This is a genomic window from Pseudomonas algeriensis (assembly GCF_048847255.1).
GTDB lineage: Bacteria > Pseudomonadota > Gammaproteobacteria > Pseudomonadales > Pseudomonadaceae > Aquipseudomonas.
Genome location: NZ_JBKKRK010000007.1, coordinates 178,903 through 204,999, shown reverse-complemented (window position 1 = coordinate 204,999; position 26,097 = coordinate 178,903). Strand labels below are relative to the sequence as shown.

The 26,097-nt window shown below is 60.2% G+C and carries 28 protein-coding genes and 1 pseudogene; 9 read left to right on the top strand and 20 right to left on the bottom strand.

All coding sequences use genetic code 11. The features are described 5' to 3' along the window. Nucleotides 1-32 precede the first annotated feature (32 nt). Both infC and thrS read right to left on the bottom strand, forming a co-directional pair. Nucleotides 33-584: a translation initiation factor IF-3 gene (gene infC, locus ACLK1G_RS13285; protein ID WP_169432615.1), complete on the bottom strand. Its 552-nt coding sequence runs from the start codon at nucleotides 582-584 to the stop codon at nucleotides 33-35. Then, nucleotides 584-2,506, bottom strand: a complete 1,923-nt coding sequence (gene thrS, locus ACLK1G_RS13280) for a threonine--tRNA ligase (protein ID WP_420765837.1) — start codon at nucleotides 2,504-2,506, stop codon at nucleotides 584-586. The genes infC and thrS overlap by 1 nt, the downstream gene beginning before the upstream one ends. 373 nt (nucleotides 2,507-2,879) lie before the next feature. Between thrS and ACLK1G_RS13275 the strand changes: the two genes are divergently transcribed. Next, on the top strand, nucleotides 2,880-3,182 hold the full coding sequence (locus ACLK1G_RS13275) for a hypothetical protein (protein WP_420765836.1): 303 nt from the start codon (nucleotides 2,880-2,882) through the stop codon (nucleotides 3,180-3,182). Nucleotides 3,183-3,471: 289 nt separating this feature from the next. Further along, complete coding sequence (locus ACLK1G_RS13270) at nucleotides 3,472-3,684, top strand: cold-shock protein (protein ID WP_003179963.1); 213 nt, start codon at nucleotides 3,472-3,474, stop codon at nucleotides 3,682-3,684. Nucleotides 3,685-3,749: 65 nt separating this feature from the next. On the opposite strand, the gene ACLK1G_RS13265 is transcribed toward ACLK1G_RS13270, so the two are convergent. Beyond that, nucleotides 3,750-4,064, bottom strand: coding sequence for an I78 family peptidase inhibitor (locus ACLK1G_RS13265; RefSeq protein WP_420765835.1), 315 nt, complete (start codon nucleotides 4,062-4,064; stop codon nucleotides 3,750-3,752). 163 nt (nucleotides 4,065-4,227) lie between these two features. Then, nucleotides 4,228-4,533, bottom strand: coding sequence for a hypothetical protein (locus tag ACLK1G_RS13260; RefSeq protein ID WP_420765834.1), 306 nt, complete (start codon nucleotides 4,531-4,533; stop codon nucleotides 4,228-4,230). Nucleotides 4,534-4,664: 131 nt separating this feature from the next. On the opposite strand from ACLK1G_RS13260, the gene ACLK1G_RS13255 reads away from it, so the two are divergent. Beyond that, complete coding sequence (locus ACLK1G_RS13255) at nucleotides 4,665-4,862, top strand: hypothetical protein (RefSeq protein ID WP_420765833.1); 198 nt, start codon at nucleotides 4,665-4,667, stop codon at nucleotides 4,860-4,862. Between the two features lie 42 nt (nucleotides 4,863-4,904). Here the strand turns inward: ACLK1G_RS13255 and ACLK1G_RS13250 are convergent, their stop codons facing one another. From ACLK1G_RS13250 to ACLK1G_RS13215, 8 genes are all read right to left on the bottom strand, one after another. Then, the gene (locus tag ACLK1G_RS13250; RefSeq protein ID WP_420765832.1) at nucleotides 4,905-5,933 is read right to left on the bottom strand and encodes a nucleoside hydrolase; all 1,029 of its coding nucleotides are present in this window, start codon (nucleotides 5,931-5,933) and stop codon (nucleotides 4,905-4,907) included. 29 nt (nucleotides 5,934-5,962) lie between these two features. Further along, nucleotides 5,963-6,367 (bottom strand): D-ribose pyranase, encoded by a 405-nt coding sequence (rbsD, locus tag ACLK1G_RS13245; RefSeq protein ID WP_420765831.1) that lies wholly within the window; start codon nucleotides 6,365-6,367, stop codon nucleotides 5,963-5,965. Continuing rightward, complete coding sequence (rbsK, locus tag ACLK1G_RS13240; RefSeq protein WP_420765830.1) at nucleotides 6,364-7,278, bottom strand: ribokinase; 915 nt, start codon at nucleotides 7,276-7,278, stop codon at nucleotides 6,364-6,366. Before rbsK ends, rbsD begins: the two co-directional genes overlap by 4 nt. 23 nt (nucleotides 7,279-7,301) lie before the next feature. Then, nucleotides 7,302-8,321, bottom strand: coding sequence for a LacI family DNA-binding transcriptional regulator (locus tag ACLK1G_RS13235; protein WP_420765829.1), 1,020 nt, complete (start codon nucleotides 8,319-8,321; stop codon nucleotides 7,302-7,304). Between the two features lie 3 nt (nucleotides 8,322-8,324). After that, nucleotides 8,325-9,302 (bottom strand): ABC transporter permease, encoded by a 978-nt coding sequence (locus ACLK1G_RS13230; protein ID WP_039592822.1) that lies wholly within the window; start codon nucleotides 9,300-9,302, stop codon nucleotides 8,325-8,327. Further along, entirely contained in the window at nucleotides 9,299-10,852 is a 1,554-nt protein-coding gene (locus tag ACLK1G_RS13225; protein WP_420765828.1) for a sugar ABC transporter ATP-binding protein, read from the bottom strand. The genes ACLK1G_RS13230 and ACLK1G_RS13225 overlap by 4 nt, the downstream gene beginning before the upstream one ends. A 55-nt stretch (nucleotides 10,853-10,907) precedes the next feature. Next, the gene (locus ACLK1G_RS13220) at nucleotides 10,908-11,867 is read right to left on the bottom strand and encodes a sugar ABC transporter substrate-binding protein (RefSeq protein WP_420765827.1); all 960 of its coding nucleotides are present in this window, start codon (nucleotides 11,865-11,867) and stop codon (nucleotides 10,908-10,910) included. Between the two features lie 134 nt (nucleotides 11,868-12,001). After that, nucleotides 12,002-12,448: a hypothetical protein gene (locus ACLK1G_RS13215; RefSeq protein WP_420765826.1), complete on the bottom strand. Its 447-nt coding sequence runs from the start codon at nucleotides 12,446-12,448 to the stop codon at nucleotides 12,002-12,004. Between the two features lie 314 nt (nucleotides 12,449-12,762). Between ACLK1G_RS13215 and ACLK1G_RS13210 the strand changes: the two genes are divergently transcribed. From ACLK1G_RS13210 to ACLK1G_RS13200, 3 genes are all read left to right on the top strand, one after another. Next, entirely contained in the window at nucleotides 12,763-13,851 is a 1,089-nt protein-coding gene (locus tag ACLK1G_RS13210; protein ID WP_420765825.1) for an asparaginase, read from the top strand. A 155-nt stretch (nucleotides 13,852-14,006) separates the two neighbouring features. After that, a complete protein-coding gene (locus ACLK1G_RS13205; protein ID WP_420765824.1) occupies nucleotides 14,007-14,306 on the top strand; it encodes a DUF1654 domain-containing protein in 300 nt (99 codons plus the stop codon). A gap of 5 nt (nucleotides 14,307-14,311) precedes the next feature. Beyond that, complete coding sequence (locus tag ACLK1G_RS13200) at nucleotides 14,312-15,001, top strand: endonuclease (protein ID WP_420765823.1); 690 nt, start codon at nucleotides 14,312-14,314, stop codon at nucleotides 14,999-15,001. Nucleotides 15,002-15,133: 132 nt separating this feature from the next. Here the strand turns inward: ACLK1G_RS13200 and ACLK1G_RS13195 are convergent, their stop codons facing one another. Then, on the bottom strand, nucleotides 15,134-15,496 hold the full coding sequence (locus tag ACLK1G_RS13195; protein WP_420765822.1) for an SPOR domain-containing protein: 363 nt from the start codon (nucleotides 15,494-15,496) through the stop codon (nucleotides 15,134-15,136). A gap of 247 nt (nucleotides 15,497-15,743) precedes the next feature. Between ACLK1G_RS13195 and csrA the strand changes: the two genes are divergently transcribed. Next, nucleotides 15,744-15,938: a carbon storage regulator CsrA gene (gene csrA / locus ACLK1G_RS13190; protein ID WP_003179932.1), complete on the top strand. Its 195-nt coding sequence runs from the start codon at nucleotides 15,744-15,746 to the stop codon at nucleotides 15,936-15,938. Between the two features lie 194 nt (nucleotides 15,939-16,132). On the opposite strand, the pseudogene ACLK1G_RS13185 reads toward csrA, so the two are convergent. The 3 genes and pseudogenes from ACLK1G_RS13185 to ACLK1G_RS13175 form a co-directional block, all read right to left on the bottom strand. Then, nucleotides 16,133-16,219: pseudogene (locus ACLK1G_RS13185) on the bottom strand (DUF2214 family protein); the annotation flags it as partial. A 277-nt stretch (nucleotides 16,220-16,496) separates the two neighbouring features. Next, nucleotides 16,497-17,879, bottom strand: a complete 1,383-nt coding sequence (gene cysS, locus ACLK1G_RS13180; RefSeq protein ID WP_420765821.1) for a cysteine--tRNA ligase — start codon at nucleotides 17,877-17,879, stop codon at nucleotides 16,497-16,499. 21 nt (nucleotides 17,880-17,900) lie between these two features. Continuing rightward, a complete protein-coding gene (locus ACLK1G_RS13175; protein WP_420765820.1) occupies nucleotides 17,901-19,598 on the bottom strand; it encodes a glutamine--tRNA ligase/YqeY domain fusion protein in 1,698 nt (565 codons plus the stop codon). Nucleotides 19,599-19,846: 248 nt separating this feature from the next. Between ACLK1G_RS13175 and ACLK1G_RS13170 the strand changes: the two genes are divergently transcribed. Further along, complete coding sequence (locus ACLK1G_RS13170; RefSeq protein ID WP_420765819.1) at nucleotides 19,847-20,350, top strand: peptidylprolyl isomerase; 504 nt, start codon at nucleotides 19,847-19,849, stop codon at nucleotides 20,348-20,350. Continuing rightward, nucleotides 20,347-21,114, top strand: coding sequence for a UDP-2,3-diacylglucosamine diphosphatase (locus ACLK1G_RS13165; protein ID WP_420765818.1), 768 nt, complete (start codon nucleotides 20,347-20,349; stop codon nucleotides 21,112-21,114). The genes ACLK1G_RS13170 and ACLK1G_RS13165 overlap by 4 nt, the downstream gene beginning before the upstream one ends. Before the next feature lie 115 nt (nucleotides 21,115-21,229). Here the strand turns inward: ACLK1G_RS13165 and ACLK1G_RS13160 are convergent, their stop codons facing one another. From ACLK1G_RS13160 to ACLK1G_RS13145, 4 genes are all read right to left on the bottom strand, one after another. Then, complete coding sequence (locus ACLK1G_RS13160) at nucleotides 21,230-22,759, bottom strand: DHA2 family efflux MFS transporter permease subunit (protein WP_420765817.1); 1,530 nt, start codon at nucleotides 22,757-22,759, stop codon at nucleotides 21,230-21,232. 112 nt (nucleotides 22,760-22,871) lie between these two features. Continuing rightward, nucleotides 22,872-24,068, bottom strand: a complete 1,197-nt coding sequence (locus ACLK1G_RS13155; protein WP_420765816.1) for an efflux RND transporter periplasmic adaptor subunit — start codon at nucleotides 24,066-24,068, stop codon at nucleotides 22,872-22,874. 15 nt (nucleotides 24,069-24,083) lie between these two features. Then, nucleotides 24,084-25,553 (bottom strand): efflux transporter outer membrane subunit, encoded by a 1,470-nt coding sequence (locus tag ACLK1G_RS13150; RefSeq protein ID WP_420765815.1) that lies wholly within the window; start codon nucleotides 25,551-25,553, stop codon nucleotides 24,084-24,086. Continuing rightward, entirely contained in the window at nucleotides 25,550-26,023 is a 474-nt protein-coding gene (locus ACLK1G_RS13145; RefSeq protein WP_420765814.1) for a MarR family winged helix-turn-helix transcriptional regulator, read from the bottom strand. Before ACLK1G_RS13145 ends, ACLK1G_RS13150 begins: the two co-directional genes overlap by 4 nt. Nucleotides 26,024-26,097: the final 74 nt, after the last annotated feature.

Sequence of the window (26,097 nt, the reverse complement as noted above, 5' to 3'; positions counted from 1 at the left end):
ACATAATCGCAAGGCCTGCCGTGCCCTGGTGATTACTTCTTCTTTTTCGGGGCGATGACCATGATCAGCTGGCGTCCTTCCATCTTAGGATGCTGTTCGACCGAACCGTACTCGAGCAGGTCTTGTTCAACCCGCTTGAGGAGTTCCATCCCCAGCTCCTGGTGGGCCATCTCACGGCCGCGGAATCGCAAGGATACCTTGGCCCTGTCCCCGTCACTCAGGAAACGTACCAGGTTGCGCAGTTTTACCTGGTAATCCCCTTCCTCCGTCCCTGGACGAAACTTGATTTCTTTTACCTGAATCTGCTTCTGGTTTTTCTTCGCCGCGGCAATCTGCTTCTTCTTTTCGAAGATCGACTTGCCATAGTCCATCACCCGGCAAACGGGTGGGACTGCGTCCGCGGAAATTTCCACCAGATCAAGCTTGGCTTCTTCAGCAATACGAAGCGCTTCATCAATCGAGACGATGCCAATCTGCTCGCCATCAGCGCCAATTAACCGAACCTCGCGTGCCGAGATATTCTCGTTGATCGGGGCTTTCGGTGCAGCTCGTTTATCTTGTCTCATTTCACGCTTAATAATAATTACTCCGAATCTGGGCGACCACGCCGGGAAACCGCTTGCGCGAGAAACTCGGCGAATTCGGCGACGGGCATCGAGCCCAGGTCAGCACCTTCACGAGTACGCACAGCGACAGTCTGCATCTCGACCTCCCGATCTCCAATAACCAAGAGAAAGGGAACCTTGAGCAAAGTATGCTCGCGGATTTTAAAGCCGATCTTTTCATTTCTCAAGTCGGACTTGGCACGAAATCCGCTTTGATTGAGAGTTTTTTCGACTTCGGCGGCAAAATCTGCCTGTTTATCAGTGATATTCATGATCACTGCCTGGGTCGGCGCCAGCCACGCGGGGAACGCACCCTCGTAATGCTCGATCAGGATCCCGACGAAACGCTCGAAGGAACCGAGGATCGCGCGGTGAAGCATGACCGGGTGCTTGCGGCTGTTGTCTTCGGACACATATTCAGCGCCCAGACGGATCGGCAGGTTGAAATCGAGCTGCAAGGTACCACATTGCCAGACGCGGCCAAGGCAATCTTTCAACGAGAATTCAATCTTCGGACCGTAGAATGCGCCCTCGCCCGGCTGCAGCTCGTACGCAAGCCCCGCGCTGTCGAGGGCGGCGGCCAGGGCGGCCTCGGCGCGATCCCACAGTTCGTCGGAACCGACGCGTTTTTCCGGACGAGTGGACAGCTTCATTTCAACTTCGGTGAAGCCGAAGTCCCGGTAGACGTCCATGGTCAGCTTGATGAACGCGGCGGATTCAGCCTGCATCTGCTCTTCAGTGCAGAAAATGTGCGCGTCGTCCTGAGTGAATGCCCGCACGCGCATGATGCCGTGCAGCGCACCCGATGGCTCGTTACGGTGGCAAGCACCGAACTCGGCCAGGCGCATCGGCAGCTCGCGATAGCTCTTCAGGCCCTGGTTGAATACCTGCACGTGGCACGGGCAGTTCATTGGCTTGATGGCGTAGTCGCGGTTTTCCGACTGGGTGGTGAACATGTTGTCGGCGTAGTTGGCCCAATGCCCGGATTTCTCCCAGAGGCTGCGGTCGACCACTTGCGGCGTCTTGATTTCGAGGTAGCCGTTCTCACGCTGGACCTGGCGCATGTACTGTTCCAGCACCTGGTACAGAGTCCAGCCGTTCGGGTGCCAGAACACCATGCCCGGGGATTCTTCCTGGGTATGGAACAGGCCCAGGCGCTTGCCGATCTTGCGGTGATCGCGCTTCTCAGCCTCTTCGATACGCTGGATGTAGGCCGCCAGCTGCTTCTTGTCCGCCCAGGCCGTGCCGTAGACGCGCTGCAACTGTTCGTTCTTCGCGTCGCCACGCCAGTAGGCGCCGGACAGCTTGGTCAGCTTGAAGGATTTCAGGAAACGCGTGTTCGGCACGTGCGGGCCGCGGCACATGTCGACGTATTCTTCGTGGTAGTACAGGCCCATGGCCTGCTCGTCCGGCATGTCTTCCACCAGACGCAGCTTGTAGTCCTCGCCACGGGCCTTGAAGACTTCGATGACTTCGGCGCGCGGGGTGACTTTCTTGATGACGTCGTAATCTTTCTCGATCAGCTGCTGCATGCGCTGCTCGATCGCGGCCATGTCGTCCGGGGTAAAAGGACGCTCGAAGGCGATGTCGTAATAGAAGCCTTCGTCGATGACCGGCCCGATGACCATCTTCGCGCTCGGGTACAGCTGCTTGACCGCATGACCGACCAGGTGCGCGCAGGAGTGACGAATGATCTCCAGCCCCTCTTCATCCTTGGGCGTGATGATTTGCAGCGTGGCATCGCTGTCGATGACATCGCTGGCGTCGACCAGTTTGCCGTTGACCTTGCCGGCCAGGGTGGCCTTGGCCAGGCCCGCGCCAATGGATGCGGCGACCTCGGCTACGGAAACCGGGTGGTCGAATGAACGTTGACTGCCGTCGGGAAGAGTAATAGTTGGCATGGCGCCTCCTCTCCTAGTGGTGACCCCTACCAAAGGTCACGTGGGTTGGGATGAGCCAGTACAAGATCCAGTCCAGGCCATTCAATGACGAACGCCTGCCTTACAGCGGCAGGAGCCTTGCGGCCAACCGGGAAAACCGAACCAGAGTGACTGGGATTCAAATCAGGGTTAATCGAACATTTGCCGCCGCCGGGACCTGTCGTCATCCGGAGCCTGAAAATACCCGACCCCGGCATGCTAACACAGATGAACGGTCATCGCCGCGCTCGCGTTGAAGCGAACGTAAAAGCGGGGCTTTTATGCCAAAGTGCTGAACTGAAGCGCCCGCAACCCCTCAGATACCAAGACATCGACCCGAAAGGAGCATCTCAGCATGCGTCTGAATACGTTATTCGCAGTAGTCGCCCCCCTCGCCCTGCTGCTCCCGATTGCCGCCCATGCCGACTGGCCAAAGGGCGAGCGCGAAAAATACATGGCCCAGTGCACCCAGGCGGCAACGCCACAGATCGGCGCGGCAGCGGCCAAGTCACACTGCGCCTGTGGCGCCGACGCCATCAAATCCTATCCGGCCAGTGATATCCAGGCTCTGATGGACAACAAGGCCACCCCTGAACTGCAACAGAAAGCCCTCGGCCAGATCGCCAAATGCAAGGCGAATCCGCCTGCGAAAAAATGACGGTTTGGGCGTCAGGAAGGCGCCCGACAGGGGTAAAAAGGCTTGAATAAGCGCTTTTTCCTACGATTTTTGCAGGTTTTTCAGCTTTTTTTATCGTCTTTACGTTCGGCTGAAAGCCTTTGAAACCGGGGCTTCCAGCCCGTTCAGACGGTAAAGAAAACACGACTGATTGGCAAACAGCTCGTCCGGGGGGCTCCCAAATCGAACATTTCGACTATGATACCCGGGTGTGCCCAGTTGGCCTGAGCAGCACAGTACACTGAAAATATATGTTTCTTGGAGATACACCATGTCTAATCGCCAAACCGGCACCGTTAAATGGTTCAACGATGAAAAAGGCTTCGGCTTCATCACTCCTCAAGGTGGCGGTGACGACCTGTTCGTACACTTCAAAGCTATCGAAAGCGACGGTTTCAAAAGCCTGAAAGAAGGCCAGACTGTTTCCTTCGTGGCTGAGAAAGGCCAAAAGGGTATGCAAGCTGCACAAGTTCGCCCAGAGTAATTTCCCGGCGCGCTAAAAAAACCCCGTCCATGTGACGGGGTTTTTTATGGTCAGCTTAAAACCAATCAGCCGCAATTGACCCGGTTGACCACCAGGTTGGCATCGGTATTGAGGTTCAAGCGATCGGAGCGGTACTCAAGCGTCACCATGTCGTTGGGCTTGAGAATACGGGCGTTTTGCGCGCCGGAACGGCTCCGCGCCTGCTCCAGCAACTGGGGCGAGGCCTGCTTGCCAATCGCGAACTCGGCAGCCTTCGCCTCGCAGCGACTATGCCCGGTTTCGGCCGTCACGGGATCAGGGGTCGATTCAGAGGTGCTGCTGCAACCGCTCAAGAGCGCAGCGGCCAGCAAAGTACTCAGTGACGCGAGCTTCCAAGGCATGAAGCCTCCTTTTTCAGTGAAATAGCAGAGAGCGTGCGACAACCCAAACGAAACTTGGTTTCAACGCCAAGGCCATCATGGTGCCCTCATCTGGAAAAACGGCAGTTTGCCTGAGCCCTGCCCAGCTGTTCACCGCTCAATCGTGACTGAATATGAATGGCGCTCAGTAGATGTCGATGTAATCGAAGGGCGGGTTCGGCCAGTTGTCTTTCAATGCATTGTAGATTTGCATCACCCAAACCTCATCGCTCGCCGCAACGTTTCCGACATACCCCGAACCCTTCGCCCAGGTTTCAAGCCGAAACAACAAACCTGCGATGTCGGCACCGCCTACGACACCCGAGGAAAGATAGGCAATGCCAGCCTTGGTCACACGCAACTGGGTATGTTCGTCATCACTGGCGGACGCGAGCAAATCACGCACGGCCTCAAGGGTGAACGCCTCAGGATCCTTCAAATCGATCTGCACGTAGGAGCCCCCGGGAAAAATAAAAAACCGAGTGTCGCACAGTGCTCGCCTGATGCCTAAGTCGCACTGCCAAACCCACTCCAAAAATGCTTAACTCAGCCTACAGATTTCCCAACCTGCGAGCCCCCGACATGAGCATCGTCAGCATCGAAGCCACCATCAATGCAAAATGGGCGCAGGGCCACAGCTCGTACAGCCCAGGCAGCCCGGAAGAACTGGCGATCCTCAGCATCGAGTTGCTGGTGAAAGAACTCGGGACGCAGGCCGCGCAGAACTTCGTCAAGCAAGCGTTCGAGCGCTATCCGAGCATCATCGAGACAACTGTATAAGGTTCCCGCAGGCAGACGCCTGCGGGGTTGCCTTGAGATGCGTTACTTGAGCCGCGCCAATCGCTCGGTCAGCAGATCGAAGAACCCCTGGGCATCGCCATCCTTCACCCAAAAAGCGTTTTTTGGCGCTTTCAGGCCGTCGTACCAATCGACGACGGTCTGGCCGAAAGTCAGGCCTTCACGGCTGTCCACCACAAGGTTGACCGCGCGCCCGCTAAACAGCTGCGGCTTGAGAAGGTAGGCGACCACGGTTGCATCGTGCACCGGCCCGCCCGTCATGCCGTAGTGCTCCATGTCGCCCTTGACGTATTCGTTGAGAATATCGCCGACCAACTTGCTCGCGTTGTTGTTCAGCGCAGCGATCTGCTTCAGGCGTGTCTCGCTGGTAAGGATCTTGTGAGTCACGTCCAAGGGCAGGTAGGTCAGCTTCACACCGCTTTTGGCGACGATCTCCGCCGCCTGAGGATCGGCATATAAATTAAATTCGGCCACCGGCGTGATATTGCCGCCGTTGAAGTGCGCGCCACCCATGATCACCACCTCCTTGATCCCCTGAACGATCCCGGGTTCCTGGACCAACGCCAAGGCCAGGTTCGTCTGCGGGCCGAGCATGGCAATGGTGATGCTGTGGGGCTTGGCCGCCTTAAGCGTGTCGATCAGGTAATTGACGGCATTACCCTCGGCCAAGCCTTTCTTCGGCTCGTGCACCGTGACACCCGACAAACCCTCCTTGCCGTGGATGTTTTCCGCGTAGATGGGCGTGCGCATCAACGGTTTCGGCGCGCCGGCATAGACCGGCACCTCTTCGCGACCCGCCCACTCACGGGCCAGGCGCGCATTGCGGGAAGTCTTGTCCAGGCGCACGTTCCCCGCCACGGTGGTCAACGCGCGAACGTGCAACTCCTCGGGGGATGCTAGCGCGAACAACAGCGCAACCACATCATCGGCGCCCGGATCGGTGTCGATGATCAAGTCGATCTTCTCCGCCGCCTGGGCGCTTGTAGCCGTGATGAATGACAAAAGCAGCAGACTCCGCAACAGTTGATGCATTTTTTGAGCATAGCGGTGCATGGCGCACTCCTTGTGCAGGTTGTGAATATCTAGAACGTGACGCCTGCGATCAGCACCACGTTGCAGTACGGTGAGCATTCTCCGGTGCGAATGACCGCCCTCGCTTCGCGAGTAAGCACCTTGAACTGCTCATGGCTGACCAACGCCCGCGCGCCTAAGACGCCTTCGGCATTCAACGCCTCCAACGTCGCCAGGGCTGACGGTTGCTTGTCGATAATTTCCTGCGCCAATACATGGCTTTCGACCTGCATCTCGCTGAGCAGCACGTTCAAGGTACTGACAAAATCGGGGACGCCATGGGTCAACGCAAGGTCGATAAGTTCGACGTGTGGCGGCACCGGCAGCCCGGCATCACCAATCACCACCTTGTCGCCATGCCCAAGGGAAGCGACCAGGCGTGACAGGGCGATGTTCAACAAAGGAGTCTTTTTCATGATTCGAACGCCTGAACTTCCGACAATGCAGGAATAGAGGGCTGGGCGCCCGCGCGAGTGACCGACAGCGCAGCGGCGACCTGCCCGAAACGAATGGCCTCGACTTCGTCCTTACCGTTCGCCAGGGCCGCCGCGAAACCGCCGACGAACGTATCGCCTGCCGCGGTGGTGTCAACCGCCTTGACCCGCGGCGCGGGGAAGTGTTCGAAGCTCGCTCCGTTGGCGAACAGCAACCCTTGGGCACCCAGCGTTACGATGACTTTGCCGGCACCCGCCGCGAGCAACTGCGTCGCGGCGGCTTCGGCGGTCTCCAGGGAATCCACGGCCAGGCCACTGAGGACCATCGCTTCGCTTTCGTTGGGGATCAGGTAGTCGACATAGGCGTACCAGTCGCCCGGCAGGGCACGGGAGGCCGGCGCCGGATTGAGAATGACAATCTTGCCAAGCTCATGGCCGCGCTTGAGCGCATGCCCTACGGTGGCGTCCGGCACTTCCAGTTGGCAGATAATGACATCGGCGCCTTGCAGCACCGCATCAAAACCATCGAGGACGCCGGGCGTCAGCTCACCGTTGGCGCCGGCAACGATGACGATCGCGTTCTGGCTGTTGTCATCGACCACGATCAGCGCCACGCCACTGGAGCCCTCCACCACGCTGACCGCCTGGCAATCGATGCCCTCGGCGAGCAGCGCGCCACGCAACTGCTGTCCATAGGCGTCATTGCCGACGCAACCGACCATGGACACTTGCGCACCCAGGCGCGCGGCGGCCACCGCCTGGTTGGCGCCCTTGCCCCCCGGGATGGTGGAAAACGACTCGCCAATCAGGGTTTCCCCACCACGAGGCAGACGCGGCGCGCGCGTCACCAGGTCCATGTTCAGGCTGCCTATCACCACTACTTTTGCTGGCATACATCATTACTCATCAATTCGGTTCAGCGGTATTGGGCGAATGTACCGGGCACCGGTGCAGTCGATTCTCGCAAGACAATGCTGGGCGTCACGATCCGCTGGTCAGTGGCAAGCCCCGGCGTTGCGATGCGCCGCAGCAACACCTCGGCCGCCATCTCGCCCAGGTCCAGGATCGACTGCCCCACAGTGGTCAGCGCCGGGTAGACATAACGGCTCATCTGAATATCGTCGAAACCGATGATCGACAGCTCACTGGGCACGCGCACATTGCGTTCGGCGGCGGCGCGCAATGCACCGATGCCGATCATGTCGTTGGCCGCGAAAATCGCGCTGGGCGGCCGTTGCCCAAGCAATTGGGCCGCCGCACGGTAACCGCCGATGCTGGTGAAATCGCTCTCGAGCATGCGCTCGACGGGCAGCTCGATCCCCGCCTCCTTCAGCGCACGGCAATAACCCGCCAGGCGCATCTGTGCCACGCTGGTGTCCGCCGGCCCGCCAATGAAGGCAATGTCGCGATGGCCCAGGTCCAGCAGATGCCGGGTGGCCAGGTACGCGCCATATTCATGGTCGATACGGACCAGGTCCGCATCGACGCCATCGAGGCCACGGTCAACGATCACCATGGGCGTACGCACGTTGGTCAGGCCCTCGGCCAGGCCGACATCGCCCCCGGCCGACGCCACGATCAATCCGTCGATACGTTTTTCCAGCAGCACCCGCAGATAACTGCGCTGCTTGTCCGGGTTGTCGTCGGAATTGCATAGGATCACGCAGTAGCCATTGCGCTCGCAGTAATCCTCGATTCCCCGAGCCAGCTCGGCAAAGTACGGGTTGAGGCTGTTGGGCACCAGCAGGCCAATGGTGGCCGTGGTCTTGGCCTTGAGCGAGCGCGCCACGGCGCTGGGCACATAGTCCAACCGTTCGATGGCGGCCTCGACCTTGCGCCGCACCTCGTCACTGACCGGCCGCGTCTTGTTCACCACATGGGACACGGTCGTGTAGGAAATCCCGGCAAGCGCCGCCACATCCTTGATCGTCGCCATGGTTCAAGCCCGCCGACTGGCGCGCTGGCTGCGGTACGTATCGAGCACCACTGCAATCACGATCACCGCGCCGGTGATGATGCGTTTGGTCGGCTCGGTCGCGCCGATCTGGGCCAGGCCTGCCGCCAGCACCGAAATGATCAGCACGCCGAAAAAGGTGCTGATGACCGAGCCGCGCCCGCCCATCAGGCTGGTGCCGCCGATGACCACGGCGGCGATGACTTGCAGCTCGAGCCCCGAGCCTGCGTTGGGGTCCGCCGCTTCCAGGCGAGAAATCTGGAACAGCGCCGCAACACCGGCCAACAAGCCCATCAGGCTGAACACCAGGATCTTGTAGGGCTTGGGGTTGATGCCGGCCAAGCGCACGGCTTCTTCATTGGTGCCGATGCCAATCAGGTAGCGCCCGAACACCGTGCGGGTCAACACCGCTTGGGCAACGAAGATCACCAGTAAGGCGATGATGAACGAAGGCGAAATACCGAAGGCAATCGGATTGGACAGCCAGGCGAAGGAGTCGCCGATATAGGCGGTCCGCGAGCCGGTCATCTGGTACGCCAGGCCCCTGGCCATTTCCAGCACACCCAGCGAAACGATGAACGACGGGATACGCCATGCCACGGTAATCGAACCGGTGACCGTGCCCGCCAATGCGGCCACGGCCATGCCAAGCAAGGCCGATGGCCAGACGCTCCAGCCCCAGCCCAGCACCGCCACGCTGACCGTCGAAGCCGCCAACGCCAGCACCGAGCCCACCGATAAATCGATGCCGCCGATGATCAGGATAAAGGTCATGCCGACCGCCAGCACCATGAGATCGGGGATCTGATTGGCGAGGGTGCTGAAGGTGTCGTAGGAAAGAAAGTGGCTGCTCAGGACCGAGAACAGCGCGACCATGGCGAGCAAGGCGCCAGCCAGGCCCAGGTAAGTGCCCAGACCATAAAAGTTGCCATTGGATTTGCCGACGGCAGGTGCGGTTTTCATGAGAGATCCCTAGGCGCCGCTTCGTTGAGCAGCGCATCACGTTTCTGGTAGCCGGCGAACGCGGCGGCAAGCAAGTCATCCTGGGTCCAGCTGTCGCGCTCGAATGTGTCGATCAGCCGCCCGGCGGAAAGCACACCGATCCGGTCACAAATCAACATCAGTTCCCGCAGGTCACTGGAGACCACGACCAGCGCCTTGCCCTGGCGAGTCAGTTCACCCAGCAACGCATAAATATCGAACTTGGCGCCGACGTCGATGCCACGGGTCGGCTCGTCGAACAGCAGTACTGAGCAATCGCGTTCGAGCCAACGGCCGATCACCACTTTCTGTTGGTTGCCGCCAGACAATTCGGACACCAGCTGCGTCGGGCTGGAACTGCGGATGCGCATGGCGTCGATCTGCCGCTGCGCCAAGGCCTGCTCCGCGCTGGCATTGACCAGGCCCGCACTGGATATCTCCGGCATGTTGCCCAGCGCGATGTTGGCGGCGATGGATTGGCTCAACAGCAAGCCCTCGCCCTTGCGATCCTCGGTGATCAAGGCAATGCCGTGGGCCACCGCATCGGCCGGGGAACGGATGCTGACCACATTGGCTGGCGAGCCCAGTGCCACCGTACCGCTGTCGGCTACATCCGCGCCGAAGATCAACCGCAACAGCTCTGTGCGCCCTGCCCCGATCAGCCCGGAAATACCGAAGATTTCACCGCTGCGAACTTCGAACGACACATCGCGGACCTTGTCGGAACGGGTCAGGCCCTTCACGGTCAGCGCGGGGGCGCCGATCTGGCGCGGGCCCAGGTCGATATGCTCGCCCAGCTCCCGACCGACCATCAGCGTCACCAACTGCTCACTGTTGTAGTTGGCCATCGGCTCGACGCAGACCAGGTTGCCGTCGCGCAGCACCGCAATGCGCTGGGCCACCCGCGCCAGTTCCTCAAGGCGATGGGAGATATAAATGATCGAGACGCCGCGGGCCTGCAAGCGGGTGATCTGCTCGAAGAGCATTTCGACTTCGCGGGCCGTTAGCATCGCGGTCGGCTCATCGAGAATCAGCACATGGCAATCGCCGATCAGGTTGCGGGCGATCTCGACCATCTGCTGATGACCGATGCCCAGTTCACCGACCAGCGTGTCGGGATCGATTGCATCGAGCCCCACCTGGGCCATGGCGTCGATCGCCGCTTTGCGTAATTGCTTGCGACTGATCCAGCCGCCGTGGCTGGGCAGGTTGTCGAGGAACAGGTTCTCGGCCACGGAAAGAGTCGGCAGCAGGTTGAGTTCCTGCATCACCATGCGCACGCCCAGCTCTTCCGCCTGGGTCCGGCTGCCGGGACGGTAATCCTGCCCGTGGAACTGCATCTGCCCCGTCGTCGGCGTGACCAGCCCACCGATGATCTTGGACAAGGTACTTTTGCCGGCGCCATTTTCACCGGTCAACGCCAGCACTTCACCGCGCATCAACGTCAGGTTGATATCGCTCAGTACCGGCTGGGCATAGGTCTTGCCGATACCGCTGACGCACAGGACAGCGTTCGGGTCGCGAACGGACATAACAAACTCTCCAATGCGCCCGCCCGGACGGGCGAGCGCCGTTGTGTCGCCAGGATTACTGCTTGGTCACCAGCTCGACCGGAGTTTCGATAACGCCGTTGGCGCCGCTGTCGACTTTTTCGCCCTTGAGCATTTTCAATGCGGTCTCGATGCCGAACACAGCCTGCTTGGCAGCGAACTGGTCGGCTGTGGCCAGGACACGGCCGTCCTTGAGCATCGGCTTGATGGCGTTGATATTGTCGTAGCCGACCACTTGCACCTTGCCCGCCTTGCCAGCAGCGCGCACGGCCGAGACCGCACCTACCGCCATGCTGTCGTTGCCGGCCAGCAGCGCCTTGATGTTCGGGTATTCGCTGAGCATCGACGAGGCAACCTGGTTGCCCTTGTTGATCTCCCAATCGCCCGATTGCAGGGAAACGACCTTGATCTGCGCGGCCTCCATCGCATCCTTGAAGCCCGCGGTGCGCGCCTGGGCGTTGGTGGTGGTCGACACGCCTTCGATGATACCCACCTCGTCACCAGCCTTGAGCTCCTTGGCCAGGTATTCGCCCACCAGGCGAGCGCCCTTGCGGTTGTCAGGGCCTACGAAAGGCACGGTGATGTTCTTGCTCTTGACCACCGCTGGATCGAGTTGATTGTCGATATTGATCACGGTGATGCCGGCATCGACGGCTTTCTTGATCACCGGCACCATGGCCTTGGAATCGGCAGGCGCGATGATCAGCGCGTCGACCTTGGACACGATCATTTGCTCGACGATGCGGATCTGGTTGGCGGTGTCGGTTTCATCCTTGATCCCGTTGGAGATCAGGTCGAAGTCGGCGGAGTGTTCTTTCTGATAAGCCTTGGCGCCATCCTCCATCGTCAGGAAGAATTCGTTGGCCAGGGATTTCATGACCAGGGCAACCTTGGGTTTTTCGGGAGTCTGGGCGAGCGCCGAGGAGAAAGGCAGCGCAGCGGATGCGGTCGCGAGCATGGCAACGGCGAGCAGGCGACCAGCGAATGGCAGCTTCATGGGTTCACTCCGATTTTATGATTATTGTGAGCAAAAATCGTCATACGACGACTGCGCAAACGTTTGCGTGGAATGAACTATGGTAAAGCATCGGCGTTTTGTCAACGCTCCGATTTTATCCGGAACATTGTGGATCAAGCCGTGGTGTTGACCAGCGTCCCCGAACTGGAATCCTTCGCCAATTCCTTGATCAAGCTGCCCGTGACTTCCTGCAGCGCACCGGTGGTATCGGCGATCTGTCCCTGGATGGCCATGACCGCGGCAGTCTTGGCTTCAGGCGTGGAATAAGGACGCGCCTGCGCAGCGGCGAGCTGCTGCTGTTGCTCACGCAGTTGCTGCTGTAGCTCTTGCATGCGCTTGAGCAGGACTTTCATGGCGATGCTTTGGGTGCTGTCGCTTTTTTCGGTCTTGCTCTCGGCGTCGGTATGCAGGTTCGCGCGCACCTTACCGGGCGCTTGCGTTTCGCCAAGGGCTTGGTCGGCAGCATCGGCGGTTGCCTCGCTCAAGGCATTCAACGTCGCTGCGGATTTACCGCCGATGGTGACGGCGGCGGCATTTGGAAAGCCGATTGAAAAGCTCATGTCTCGCTCCATGAATGAATTCCTACAAGGTAGATCGTCCATTGGCGCGTTTTCTTTAGCCTCACAACCCAACCTTCCTTCAGACCGTTCTGCTCCGGTTAACCGAACAGCAAACAGCATGATGTTCGGAAATCCGGCCATGCATCCACCGAAGGGGCATCTCGTTAAATACACATCGTTTTGATTTTCAAGGCGTTAGAAGGGAGACCCACGCTTGCGCAGCAGTGGTACGGATCGTGCTCTGAGAGGAGTGCTCTCGGCATTCAGGTCTGCCAGAGCATCTAGATGAATCCTCATGACTAGAGAGAAAAATAATGACATCTGCCTTAAAGACTCTTGTTCCGGGCGCTTTGGCCCTCTTGCTGCTCCTGCCCAGCGCCCTTCAGGCGAAAGAAAACCCGGTTGAGCAAAAGCTCTCCAACGTCGTCATCCTCGCCACGGGCGGCACCATCGCCGGCGCCGGCGCGAGCTCCGCCAACAGCGCCACCTACCAGGCAGCCAAGGTCGGTATCGAACAACTGATCGCCGGCGTACCGGAGCTCAGCCGGTTGGCCAACGTGCGCGGCGAACAGGTGATGCAGATCGCATCGGAGAGCATCACCAACGAAAACCTTTTGCAACTGGGACGCCGTGTCGCCGAGCTGGCCGACAGCGAGGATGTGGACGGCATCGTCATCACCCACGGCACCGACACGCTGGAGGAGACCGCTTATTTCCTGAATCTTGTCGAGAAAACCGACAAACCGATCATTGTCGTCGGCTCGATGCGGCCCGGCACCGCAATGTCTGCCGATGGCATGCTCAATCTCTACAACGCCGTGGCGGTCGCCAGCAGCAAGGAAGCGCGCGGTAAGGGCGTACTGGTGACCATGAACGATGAAATCCAGTCGGGCCGTGATGTGAGCAAGATGATCAACATCAAGACCGAGGCATTCAAAAGCCCGTGGGGCCCGCTGGGCATGGTGGTGGAAGGCAAATCCTACTGGTTCCGCCTGCCGGCCAAGCGCCACACCTCCGGTTCGGAGTTCGACATCAAGACCATCAAGAGCCTGCCGGACGTGGAAATTGCCTACTCCTACGGCAACGTCAGCGACACCGCGTACAAGGCCCTGGCCCAATCCGGCGCCAAGGCGATCATCCACGCCGGCACCGGCAACGGTTCGGTGTCTTCGCGCGTCGTCCCTTCGTTGCAGGCCTTGCGCAAGGAAGGCGTGCAGATCATTCGTTCGTCACACGCCAACGCAGGTGGTTTCGTACTGCGAAACGCCGAACAGCCTGACGACAAATACGACTGGGTCGTAGCCCACGACTTGAATCCTCAAAAGGCCCGTATCCTGGCAATGGTTGCCCTGACCAAGACCCAGGACAGCAAGGAGTTGCAGCGAATTTTCTGGGAATATTGATTTCCCCCGCCCGACCGAGCCCGGTCGGGCACCGCTTTTTTCATCGTCCGCCCCACGGGCCCATTACCAGGTCCGGTAAAAAATCACCTTCGTCCTACATCAAAATGAAAAAAGCGCTGTCAGACGATTTTCTTGAAATTTAAGCAGTTGCGTAAATGCCTACGGTTAAATACTGTATGCACGTACAGCTTAATAAGGATAATCCTGTGGCCATGCCCTCCGCTGCAACTGCCCCCTTAGATTCCTATACACGACTCGGTCTACGGGTCTCGAAGATCATCAACGCGCCCACCGCACAAAATGCCAAGGCCGCTCTGATCTTTCGCCTGCCCGATGAGCCGGTGGAGGAATGGGAACGCCTGCTGGCAGAAATCGACGAGAACGACAACGTCACCCTCGCCTATCGCGACGATGGCGGCGTGCAGGTTTTCTGGGTTGTGCCGAAGGAAGATTGAGCATAATGAATTTCCGCTGTCTGGTTTTATTGCTCGTCTTCGTTGCCATGGGCGCACAGGCTGGAGCGCCCCGTACCTTCAACGAAGCCAAGAAAGTCGCCTGGAAGCTCTATGCCCCCCAATCCACCGAGTTCTACTGCGGCTGCAAATACACCGGCAACCGCGTGAATCTCGCCGCCTGCGGTTATGTACCCCGCAAAAACGCCAGTCGCGCCGCCCGCATCGAGTGGGAACATATCGTTCCGGCCTGGCATATCGGCCATCAGCGTCAATGCTGGCAACAAGGTGGGCGCAAGAACTGCACTCGCTACGACCCGGTCTACCAACGGGCCGAGGCCGACCTTCACAACCTGGTGCCCAGCATTGGCGAGGTCAATGGCGATCGCAGCAACTTCAGCTTCGGCTGGTTGCCGGTGCAGAAGGGCCAATACGGCTCGTGCCTCACCCAGGTGGACTTCAAGGCCAAAAAAGTCATGCCCCGCCCTTCCATCCGCGGGATGATCGCCAGGACCTATTTTTACATGAGCAAACAATATGGCCTGCGGCTCTCCAAACAGGACCGGCGCCTGTACGAAGCCTGGGACAAGACCTACCCGGTGCAACCGTGGGAGCGCCAGCGCAACCAGAGCGTGGCATGCGTGATGGGGCGTGGAAACGAATTCGTCGGACCGGTGGACCTGAAGGCCTGCGGCTGACCTGGCCTATACGAACGGCACAGCTCAACTGTGGGAGCGAGCTCGCGACGGCGGTGGACCCGCAACATTGACGCTGACTGGCAATGGCTCTATCGCGAGCAAGCTCGCTCCCACAGGTTTGGTTTTGTCTGATTATCGTGCTGGCGGAAAGTCCACGACCAAGGTCTCGATGTTGCGCTTCTTGGCTCGTACCAGCGCAGCATTGATCTGCTCCTGTTTCGCCTGAGCTTCAGCCTCGGAACCCAACGGCCCGACTAGGACCCGATCCTTGCCATTTTCCCTGACGACACTGGACATGAAGCTGTGCTCGATCAGCCAGCCCGTCAGGTCGCTGACGGCCTGGGGCGTCTGGCCTCGCACCTCGACAGCCCACTGCGGCGCCGCGACTGCCGGCGTGGAGGTCGCCGCCGGCTTCGGCTTGGGTGCTTCGACGTCGCGCCCTTCCCCACATCCCGCCAGCGCCAGTACCGCAATTACCCAAGCCAATTTACGCACAACGATTCCCCCGCAAGACATGAAGCGAGGATTTTAGCATCCAGTTTCGCCGGAAACGCCCTAAACAGTGCGCAAAACACGAGAATCCTCTCCAACGTCTCTGTATAGTCGCACCCTGGGAATTAATGCAGCATCTGCACGTCAGAAAGAGGCACCCACATTGTGACACTTAGCACTAATCTATAAGCAGTACCGACATCTGCACTGTCTGAATCAGGTGCCCTATAAAGCAATCAAGGAGAACACCATGCTGATACTCACCCGCAAAGTCGGTGAAAGCATAAACATTGGTGACGACATCACGATCACCATTCTGGGCGTTAGCGGCCAACAGGTCCGGATCGGCATCAACGCCCCGAAAAACGTTGCGGTGCATCGCGAAGAAATTTATCAGCGCATCCAGGCCGGCCTCACTGCCCCTGACAAACCGCAAACGCCCTGAGCCCTGCCGCAGTCCGCAGCCAGCCCGTTTGCATCGCCGCAATGGCTGGCTAAAGATGCATGCCGACCGAGCCGCACCCTGTCCAATCCCGCCTTGTAAATCCAATCAACCCGGAACCGATACTACTGGCATGCCCCACACCATGGCTGTCAGACGTTTCGTTTTAATGGCGATGAAGCAGGCGCTAGCGCCGGTCAGCCCAAGCGCACGCCACGGGTCATGCCCGTGGCCGCCACGACCATCACGATCAGCAACAACGCTTGCAGGTGGCTGATCCGCGCCACCTGCCAGCGCCGCAGCGCCATGCCGAAGGTCAGCACTGCCCAGAACTCGAAGGCAAACGCCAGCAGATGGGTGGCCGCGACAGATCAACGGAAAAGCATGGGAAGGCTCCCGTCAGGGATGTCGAGCGATCGGTCAGAATCAATTGAAATGCAAAAAACTGTGGGAGCGAGCTTGCTCGCGATGGGATGTATCAGTCGACAAAATTTTCGTCTGACACTTCGCCATCGCGAGCTTGCTCGCTCCCACAGTGGGTATTGCGCGTTCTAAGAGATGTTAGTCCGCCAAACGCCAGGTCGTCCCGCCCTTCCCGTCTTCCAGCACCACGCCCATGGCAGTGAGCTGGTCGCGGATGCGGTCGGATTCGGCCCAGTCCTTGTTGGCCCGCGCCGCGAGCCGTGCTTGAATCAGCGCGTCGACCTCGGCAGCGTCGACGCGGCCTTCGGCACCGGCCTGCAGGAAGTCATCGGCTTCGAGCTGCAACACACCCAGAACGCTGGCCAGTTCCTTCAAGCGCGCCGCCAAGCCGGCCGCCGCATCGAGATCGCTCTCGCGCAGGCGGTTGATCTCACGCACCATCTCGAACAGCACCGCGCACGCTTCCGGCGTGCCGAAGTCATCGTTCATCACTTCGGTAAACCGTGCCACGAACGCTTCACCACCGGCAGGTGGCACGCTCGGCAGGCCTTTCAACGCATGGTAGAAACGCTCCAGGGCACCCTTGGCATCCTTGAGGTTATCTTCCGAATAGTTGATGGCGCTGCGGTAGTGGCTCGACACTAGCAGGTAACGCACGACTTCCGGATGGTACTTATCGAGCACGTCGCGGATGGTGAAGAAGTTGTTCAAGGATTTGGACATCTTCTCGCCATTGATGCGAATCATGCCGCAATGCATCCAGGCATTGGCGTAGGTCTTGCCGGTGGCCGCTTCACTCTGGGCGATTTCGTTTTCGTGGTGCGGAAATTCCAGGTCGCTGCCGCCGCCATGAATGTCGAAAGTCTCGCCCAGGCAGCAGGTGGACATAACCGAGCATTCGATGTGCCAGCCCGGACGCCCGGCGCCCCACGGCGACTCCCAGCTCGGCTCGCCCGGCTTGGCGCCTTTCCACAGCACGAAGTCCAGCGGGTCTTCCTTCGACTCGTCGACCTCGATGCGTGCGCCGATGCGCAAATCTTCGATCTTCTTGCGCGACAGTTTGCCGTAGCCCATGAACCTGGCGACGCGGTAGTACACGTCGCCATTTCCCGGTGCGTAGGCATAGCCCTTGTCGATCAAGGTCTGGATCATCGCCAGCATGCCCGGGATGTGATCGGTGGCACGGGGCTCCAGGTCCGGCTTCTGGATATTGAGGCGCGCCTCGTCCTCGTGCATGGCCTTGATCATGCGCTCGGTCAGCGCATCGAACGCTTCACCATTCTCGTTGGCGCGATTGATGATCTTGTCGTCGATGTCGGTGATGTTGCGCACGTAGGTCAGGTCGTAGCCGCTGAAACGCAACCAGCGGGTCACCAGGTCAAAGGCGACCATGCTGCGGCCGTGACCCAGGTGGCAATAGTCGTACACGGTCATGCCGCAGACGTACATGCGCACCTTGTTGCCATCCAGCGGCTTGAAGACTTCTTTGCTCTTGGTGAGCGTGTTGTAGATCGTAAGCACAGGGTTTCCCTTAAGACTTGATCACTGACCCCAGGAGTCGCGCAAGGTCACGGTACGGTTGAACACCGGAGCACCGGGTTTCGAGTCCTTGATATCCGCGCAGAAGTAACCTTCCCGCTCGAACTGGAAACGGTCTTCCGGCTGTGCGTTGCCCAGCGAAGGCTCGGCACGACAACCAGTGAGTACTTGCAAGGAGTCAGGGTTGATGTTGTCCAGGAAGCTGGCGCTGTCTTCGGCCTTCTCCGGGTTCGGCGAACGGAACAGGCGATCGTACAGGCGCACTTCGCACTCGACGCTCGCGGCGGCCGGCACCCAGTGGATCACGCCCTTGACCTTGCGACCTTCCGGGTTCTTGCCCAGGGTGTCGGGATCATAGGAGCAACGCAGCTCGACGATATTGCCGTCGGCGTCCTTGATGGCCTCGTCGGCGCGGATCACGTAGCTGCCACGCAGGCGCACTTCGCCGGCAGGTTCCAGGCGCTTGTAGCCTTTGGGCGGCTCTTCCATGAAGTCTTCACGGTCGATGTAGATTTCCCGGGCGAACGGCAGGACGCGTACGCCCATGTCTTCCTTCGGGTGGCACGGCAGTTCGAGGTTCTCGACCTGGCCTTCCGGGTAGTTGGTGATGACGACTTTCAGCGGACGCAACACGCACATGGCGCGCGGCGCGCTGTGGTCGAGGTCGTCACGGATGCTGAATTCCAGCATGCCGAAGTCCACCACGCCGTCGGAACGGTTGGTGCCGATCATCTCGCAAAAATTGCGGATCGACTTCGGCGTGTAGCCACGACGGCGGAAGCCCGACAACGTCGACATGCGTGGGTCATCCCAACCGTTGACGTGCTTTTCGTCCACCAGTTGCTTGAGCTTGCGCTTGCTGGTGATGGTGTAGTTCAGGTTCAGGCGGCTGAATTCGTACTGGCGCGGGTTGGCCGGCACCGGCAGGTGCTCCAGGAACCATTCGTACAGCGGACGGTGGCTTTCGAATTCCAGCGTGCAGATCGAGTGCGTGATGCCTTCGATGGCGTCCGACTGGCCGTGGGTAAAGTCATAGTTCGGATAGATGCACCATTTGTCGCCCGTCTGGTGGTGATGGGCATGACGGATGCGGTACATGATCGGGTCGCGCAGGTTCATGTTCGGCGAGGCCATGTCGATCTTGGCGCGCAGCACGCGGGCGCCGTCCGGGAACTCACCGGCGCGCATGCGGGCGAACAGGTCCAGGTTCTCTTCCACGCTGCGGTCGCGGAACGGGCTGTTCTTACCCGGTTCGGTCAGGCTGCCACGGTATTCCTTGGCCTGCTCCGGGGTCAGGTCGCACACGTAGGCGTTGCCGGACTTGATCAGCTCGACCGCCCAGTCATGCAACTGGTCGAAATATTGCGAGGCATAGCGCACTTCGCCCGCCCATTCGAAACCCAGCCACTTGACGTCGCTCTTGATCGCGTCGATGTATTCCTGGTCTTCCTTGGCCGGGTTGGTGTCATCGAAACGCAAGTGCGTGACGCCACCGAACTCCTCGGCGAGGCCGAAGTTCACGCAGATTGATTTGGCGTGACCGATGTGCAGGTAGCCGTTGGGCTCCGGCGGGAAGCGGGTGACGATCTGCGTATGCTTACCCGAATCCAGGTCCGCCTGGATGATCGGGCGCAGGAAATTGACCGGCACGGCCGGGCCGGTCTTGGAATTCGAGGTAGGGTCGACAGTGGGCTTGCTCATAGGATCCTTGAACGTACAAGTGCGCGGCCGGGTGCGGCCTGATAAATCAAAGCCCGTATCATAGCCGATGCTGTCAAGCACCTGACAGGCCGAGCCGGCAAACGATTGAATTTAATCGATGACCCGATGAAAAACAGCCTCGAAATTCGTGCATGGCACGCTAAACTGCCCAACCTGGCGATCGCGGCCAGACCGGTTGCGGGCGCCCGCGCCCCCCAAACCCACGAATTCCTTGAAGAGTAGTAATCATGACCCAAGTCAAACTGACCACCAACCATGGCGACATCGTCCTGGAACTGAACGCCGAAAAGGCACCGATCACCGTTGCCAACTTCGTCGAATACGTCAAGGCCGGCCACTACGAAAACACCGTTTTCCACCGTGTCATCGGCAACTTCATGATCCAGGGCGGTGGTTTCGAACCGGGCATGAAGGAAAAGAAAGACAAGCGCCCAAGCATCCAGAACGAAGCCGACAACGGTCTTTCCAACGACAAATACACCGTCGCCATGGCCCGCACCATGGAGCCGCATTCGGCCTCCGCGCAGTTCTTCATCAACGTGGCCGACAACAGCTTCCTGAACCACAGCGGCAAGAACGTCCAGGGCTGGGGCTATGCGGTATTCGGTAAAGTCACCGCCGGCACCGATGTGGTCGACAAGATCAAAGGCGTGTCCACCACCTCCAAGGCCGGCCATCAGGACGTCCCGGCAGAAGACGTGATCATCGAGAAAGCCGAGATCATTGAGTGATATTGCTGATTTCAGACTTGCATCTGGAAGAGGAGCGCCCGGACATCACCCGGGCGTTTCTGGATCTGCTCGCCACACGCGCCCGTGCGGCGCAAGCGTTGTACATCCTGGGCGACTTTTTCGAAGCCTGGATCGGCGACGATGCCATGACGCCGTTCCAGCGTTCCATCTGCCAGGCCCTGCGCGAATTGAGCGACAGCGGCACGGCCATTTTCCTCATGCACGGCAATCGCGACTTCATGCTCGGGCAGGCGTTCTGCAAAGCGGCTGGCTGCACCTTGCTCAAGGATCCGAGCGTCGTGCAGTTCAACGGTGAACCTGTATTGCTGATGCACGGCGACAGCCTCTGCACGCGGGATATCGGCTACATGAAGCTGCGCCGCTGGCTGCGCAACCCGGTCACGTTGTTCGTCCTGCGCCACCTGCCACTGGGCACCCGCCAGAAACTGGCGCGCAAACTGCGCAGCGAAAGCCGCACGCAGACGCGGATGAAAGCCAACGACATCGTCGACGTCACGCCCGAAGAGATCCCGCTGATCATGCAGCAGTACGGTGTGAAGACCCTGGTCCACGGCCACACCCACCGCCCCGCCATCCATAAGCTGCAACTGGGCGAACACGCAGCGAGACGCATCGTGCTGGGGGATTGGGACAAGCAAGGGTGGGCGTTGCAGGTAGATGAACAAGGGTTTGCGTTGGCGCCGTTCGGGTTTGCCCCGCCGCCACAACTGCCGGCACCCGACGCAATCCCCGATCCGATATAAATCCCCTGTGGGAGCGAGCTTGCTCGCGATAGCGGTGCATCAGCCAACGAAAATGTTGGATATGAGTCCGCAATCGCGAGCAAGCTCGCTCCCACATTGAAACTGCATTACCCAGTCAATGCCCTGCCGAAGCAGGCCCCGCCTTCGCCGTGAACGGCGGTTTCGCCAGCCACACCAGCAGGATCAACCCCATGAATGCCCAGCCCAGCAACGTGAAGTAATCCACGGTGGAGAGCATGTACGCCTGGCTGGTGAGGATCTGGTCGAGCTGGGCATAGACCGGCGTGCTCGCCCCGCCGAGCTGGTTGATCGTCTCGCGCGTGGCCGGCTCGAAGGTGCTGATGCTTTCGCTCAGGTACGCGTGGTGTTGGTCGGCCCGACGGATCCAGATCCATGTGGTCAAGGATGCGGCGAAGCTGCCGCCCAGGGTCCGCAGAAACGTCGCCAGCCCCGCGCCATCGGCGATCTGGTGAGGCGGCAGGTCGGACATGAGGATGCTCAAGGTCGGCATGAAAAACAGCGCCACGCCGATGCCCATGAACAACTGCACCAGGGCGATGTGCTGGAAATCCACTTCGTTGGTGAACCCGGCGCGCATGAAGCAACTCAGGCCAATCGCCAGGAAGGCCAGCCCGGCCAACAGGCGCAGGTCGAACTTGTGGGCGTATTTGCCGACGAAGGGCGACATCAACACCGGCAGGATACCGATCGGCGCTACAGCCAGGCCGGCCCATGTGGCCGTATAGCCCATCTGGGTCTGCAGCCATTGCGGCAGGATCAGGTTGATGCCGAAGAAACCGGCGTAACCGCCCACCAGCACAATGGTGCCGATGCGAAAGTTGCGATAGGCGAACAGCCGCAGGTTGACCACCGGGTGGCCGTCGGTCATTTCCCAGATCACGAACACCGCGAGGGCGATCACCGAAATCAGTGCGCCAATGATGATGAAGTTCGACTCGAACCAATCCAAGTCATTGCCCTTGTCGAGAATCACCTGCAACGCGCCGACACCAATGATCAGCGTGATCAAGCCGACATAGTCCATCGGCTGGCGGCTGGTGACCACCGGCCGCGCCTTGAGCTGCTGGCGCACGACCATCACCGCGAAGATGCCGATGGGCACGTTGATGAAGAAAATCCAAGGCCAGCTATAGCTGTCGGTGATCCAGCCGCCGAGGATCGGCCCGGCGATCGGCGCCACCACCGTGACCATCGCCAGCAACGCCAGGGCCATGCCACGCCTGGCCGGTGGGTACACGGCGATCAGCAAGGTCTGGGTCATCGGATACAACGGCCCGGCCACCAGCCCTTGAAGCACACGAAAGCCGATCAGCTCAGGCATCGATGTCGAGATTCCGCACAGGAACGAGGCCAGGACGAACAACATCGTTGCCCACAGAAACAGCTTCACCTCGCCAAACCGCCGGCTCAACCAGCCGGTCAATGGCAGCGCGATGGCGTTGCTCACCGCGAACGAAGTGATCACCCAAGTGCCCTGCTCCGAGCTCACGCCCAGGTTGCCGGAAATGGTCGGCAAGGCGACGTTGGCGATGGTGGTGTCGAGCACCTGCATGAACGTCGCCAGCGACAACCCGATGGTGCTGAGCAACAGGCTGGGCGGCGTGAAGGACGCGTTATTGCTCATTGCGAGAATCCTATGAAGCGGTGGTGGTGAATCACTGGCGCACCGATGGAATGGAATTACGCCCTGTGGCGAGGGGATTTATCCCCTCGCCACAGAGGCCGATAGCGCTGCTTCAGCGCTGCGCGGTCTTGCCCGCCGCCGCGCTGTTTTCATGAATCAGGCGCGTGATCATCGCGTCGGCGTCGGCCAGCTGGCGGTCGTAGACCTGGGTGCTGAACGTGGCTTTTTGCGGTGGCTGCTGGGCCAGAACCGGCCCGCTCTGGTCATGCAGGTTGACGTCGACCTGGGTCGACAGCCCCACCCGCAGCGGATGCTTGGCCAACTCTTGGGCGTTGATATGAATGCGCACCGGCACCCGCTGGACGATCTTGATCCAGTTGCCGGTGGCGTTCTGTGCCGGCAGCAAGGCGAATGCGCTGCCGGTCCCGGCGCCCAGGCTGTCGACCGTGCCGCTGTACTTCACATCGCTGCCATACAGATCGGTCTCGATGTCCACCGGTTGGCCGATGCGCATGTCGCGCAGTTGGGTTTCCTTGAAGTTGGCGTCGATCCACAACTGGTCCAGCGGGATCACGGCCATCAACGCGGTGCCCGGTTGCACCCGTTGGCCGAGCTGAACGGTGCGTTTGGCGACGTAACCGGTCACTGGCGCGATCAAGGTGCTGCGAGCATTGGTCAAGAACGCCTGGCGCAGTTGCGCGGCGGCCGCTTGCACGTCGGGATGGGACGACACCACGGTGTCATCCACCAAGGCGCTGGTGGTCTTGAGCTGCTGCCGGGCATTGGCCAGGGCGTTCTGCGCCGAGGTCAGGTCATCCCGGGCATGGGACAGCTCTTCCTGGGAAATCGCCCCGCCCGCCGCCAGGTTTTTGCGTCGGTTGTAGTTCTCCTGGGCCTTCTGCACTTCGGCTTCTTGCGCATGGACTTGCGCCTTCATGCCATCGACATTGCTGTACAAGCCACGCACCTGGCGCACGGTGCGGGCCAGGTTGGCCTGGGCACTTTGCAGCGCAACTTCGGCATCGTTCGGGTCGAACTGCACCAGCACCTGGCCTTCGCGCACCAGGTCGCCGTCATCGGCGCCGATGCTTATCACGGTCCCGGTGACCTGCGGGGTGATTTCCACGACGTTGCCGTTGACGTAGGCATCGTCGGTGCTTTCGCTCCAGCGCCCATACAGTTCGTGCCAGGCCCAGACGCCCAGGCCACCGAGAATGACGATCACGGCCAGGGCCAGCAGCATGACCTTGCGTTTGCGTGGGTTGCCGCTGTCCTGTGGCGTTTGTTGCGTTGTTTCGGCAGTTGCCATGACAAATACCTCGAATCAGTGAGCCGGCGCGGTGGCGGCCGGTGCGGCCGAAGCCACGGTTTGGGTGTCGAAGCCGCCGCCCAGGGCCTGCATCAGTTGGATCGACAAATCAATCTGCTCGGCATTGAGCGTTGCCAGTTGGCGCTGGGCCTGGAGCAACTGCTGCTCGATGCTCAATACGTCCAGGTAATTGCCGATGCCGGAGCCGTAGCGCTGGACCACGGTGTCATAGGAGTTCTGTGCGATATCCACGGCGTGCTGCTGGGCGCCGATCTGCCGGCCGATGTCACGCAACTGATTGATGGTGTCGCTGACATCGCCAAGTGCCGCGACCAGGCTCTTGTTGTATTGCGCCACCGCCAGGTCGTAGTCGGCGTCCCGGGCGTCCAGGTCCGCCCGCAAACGTCCACCGTCGAAAATCGGCAGCGACACCGTCGGCGCCACGTTGAAGAAGCGACTCGCTGAACCAAACATCGCGTCACCCAGCAGCGATTGCACCCCGGCCGCCGCGCTCAGGTTGAGGTTGGGGTAGAAGTTCGTCTTGCCGGCCTCAATGTTCTTGCTAGCCGCCTCCACCCGCCACCGCGCGGCGACCAGGTCCGGACGACGGCCCAGCAACTCGGCCGGCAGGTTCGACGGCAAGGCGACCGCGCTGGCCTGCAACACGTGGGGCCGGGCGATTTCGTTGCCACGATCCGGCCCTTTGCCCAGCAGCACCGCCAAGGCGATCTTGGCGCTTTGCAAACGTTTCTCCGCGTCGATCAATGTCGCATCGGCGCTGGCCTCCAGGCTTTCGGTCTGCTGGAACTGATATTCGCTGTCGATCCCGGCGCTGAGACGGCGCTTGCCCAGGTCGAGCATTTGCCGCGTGCGCTTGAGATCTTCGTTGGCCAGGTCATAAATGATATGGGCCTGGCCCAAGTCGCTGTAGGCCCGGGCCACGTCAGCGGCCAGGGTCAGCTGTGCGGCCTGGCGGTCAATCTCGGCGGCGCGGGCCTGGCCGAGGGCAGCTTCCCAGGCAGCGCGCTGGCCACCCCACAAATCGAAGTCGTAGTTGAAATCCACGCTCAGCGAACGCAAGGTGCTGTAGGCGCCGCCCTGCCCTTGCGGGTCCTGGTCGCGAGCCAGGCGCGAACGGCTCACGCTGCCGCTGGCGTCCAGGGACGGCAGACGCGCGGCATTGGCGGCGTAGGCAGCGGCGCTGGCCTGGTGAACACGGGCGCTGGCGATCTGCATGTCAGGGCTGTCACGCAGCGCTTCGCGGATCAGGCTATCGAGTTGCGGATCGCCGAGGCTCTTCCACCAATCGCTTTTGGGCCACGAGGCCGGCGACAACGTGACGCCATTCAGCGATTGTCCTGCCTGGAGGCTTTTGGCCTCGAGGCTGACACCTTCGGTATTCAGGCCACTGTAGCTGGCACAACCGGCCAGGCTCATGGCCAATAGCACCAGGCTCAGGCCGGTACGCAAGGTTTGACGCTTCATTTTTCCCCCAATCGCAGGACGGTGAAGGGATCACCGGCGGCGAGCAGTATTTTCTTGAGGATGTTCTCGAGGGTTTGCAGCTCCTCGCGGCTGATGGCACCGGCCAGTTGATTCATGGCGTCGGCCCCGATGAATGGCAGGCGGTCAGCCAGCGCTTGGCCGGCCTCGGTCAACACCAGGCGGACCTGCCGTCGGTCCTGGGCCGAGCGTTGGCGAACCAGGAAGCTCTTCTGCTCCAGGCGGTCGAGCATTCGTGTCATCGAGCCGCTGTCCAGCGACAGGTAACGACACAGCTCCACCGGCGTGTCGATGCCGTGCTGGGCCATGATGATCAACACCTTGAACTGCGCGGCAGTGATGCCGACGGGCTCCATGTGCGTGTCGATGATCCGATCCTTGAGCATCGCGGCACGGCCGAGCAGCATGCCGAGATGGCAATTGTGGAATTCGTCGGGGGTGAAATGCTTCATCTGACCACCTTTTGCTGCCTAGGCAGTGAATGTATGACGAGATGTTACTGCCTAGGCAGCAAATGTCAAACAAA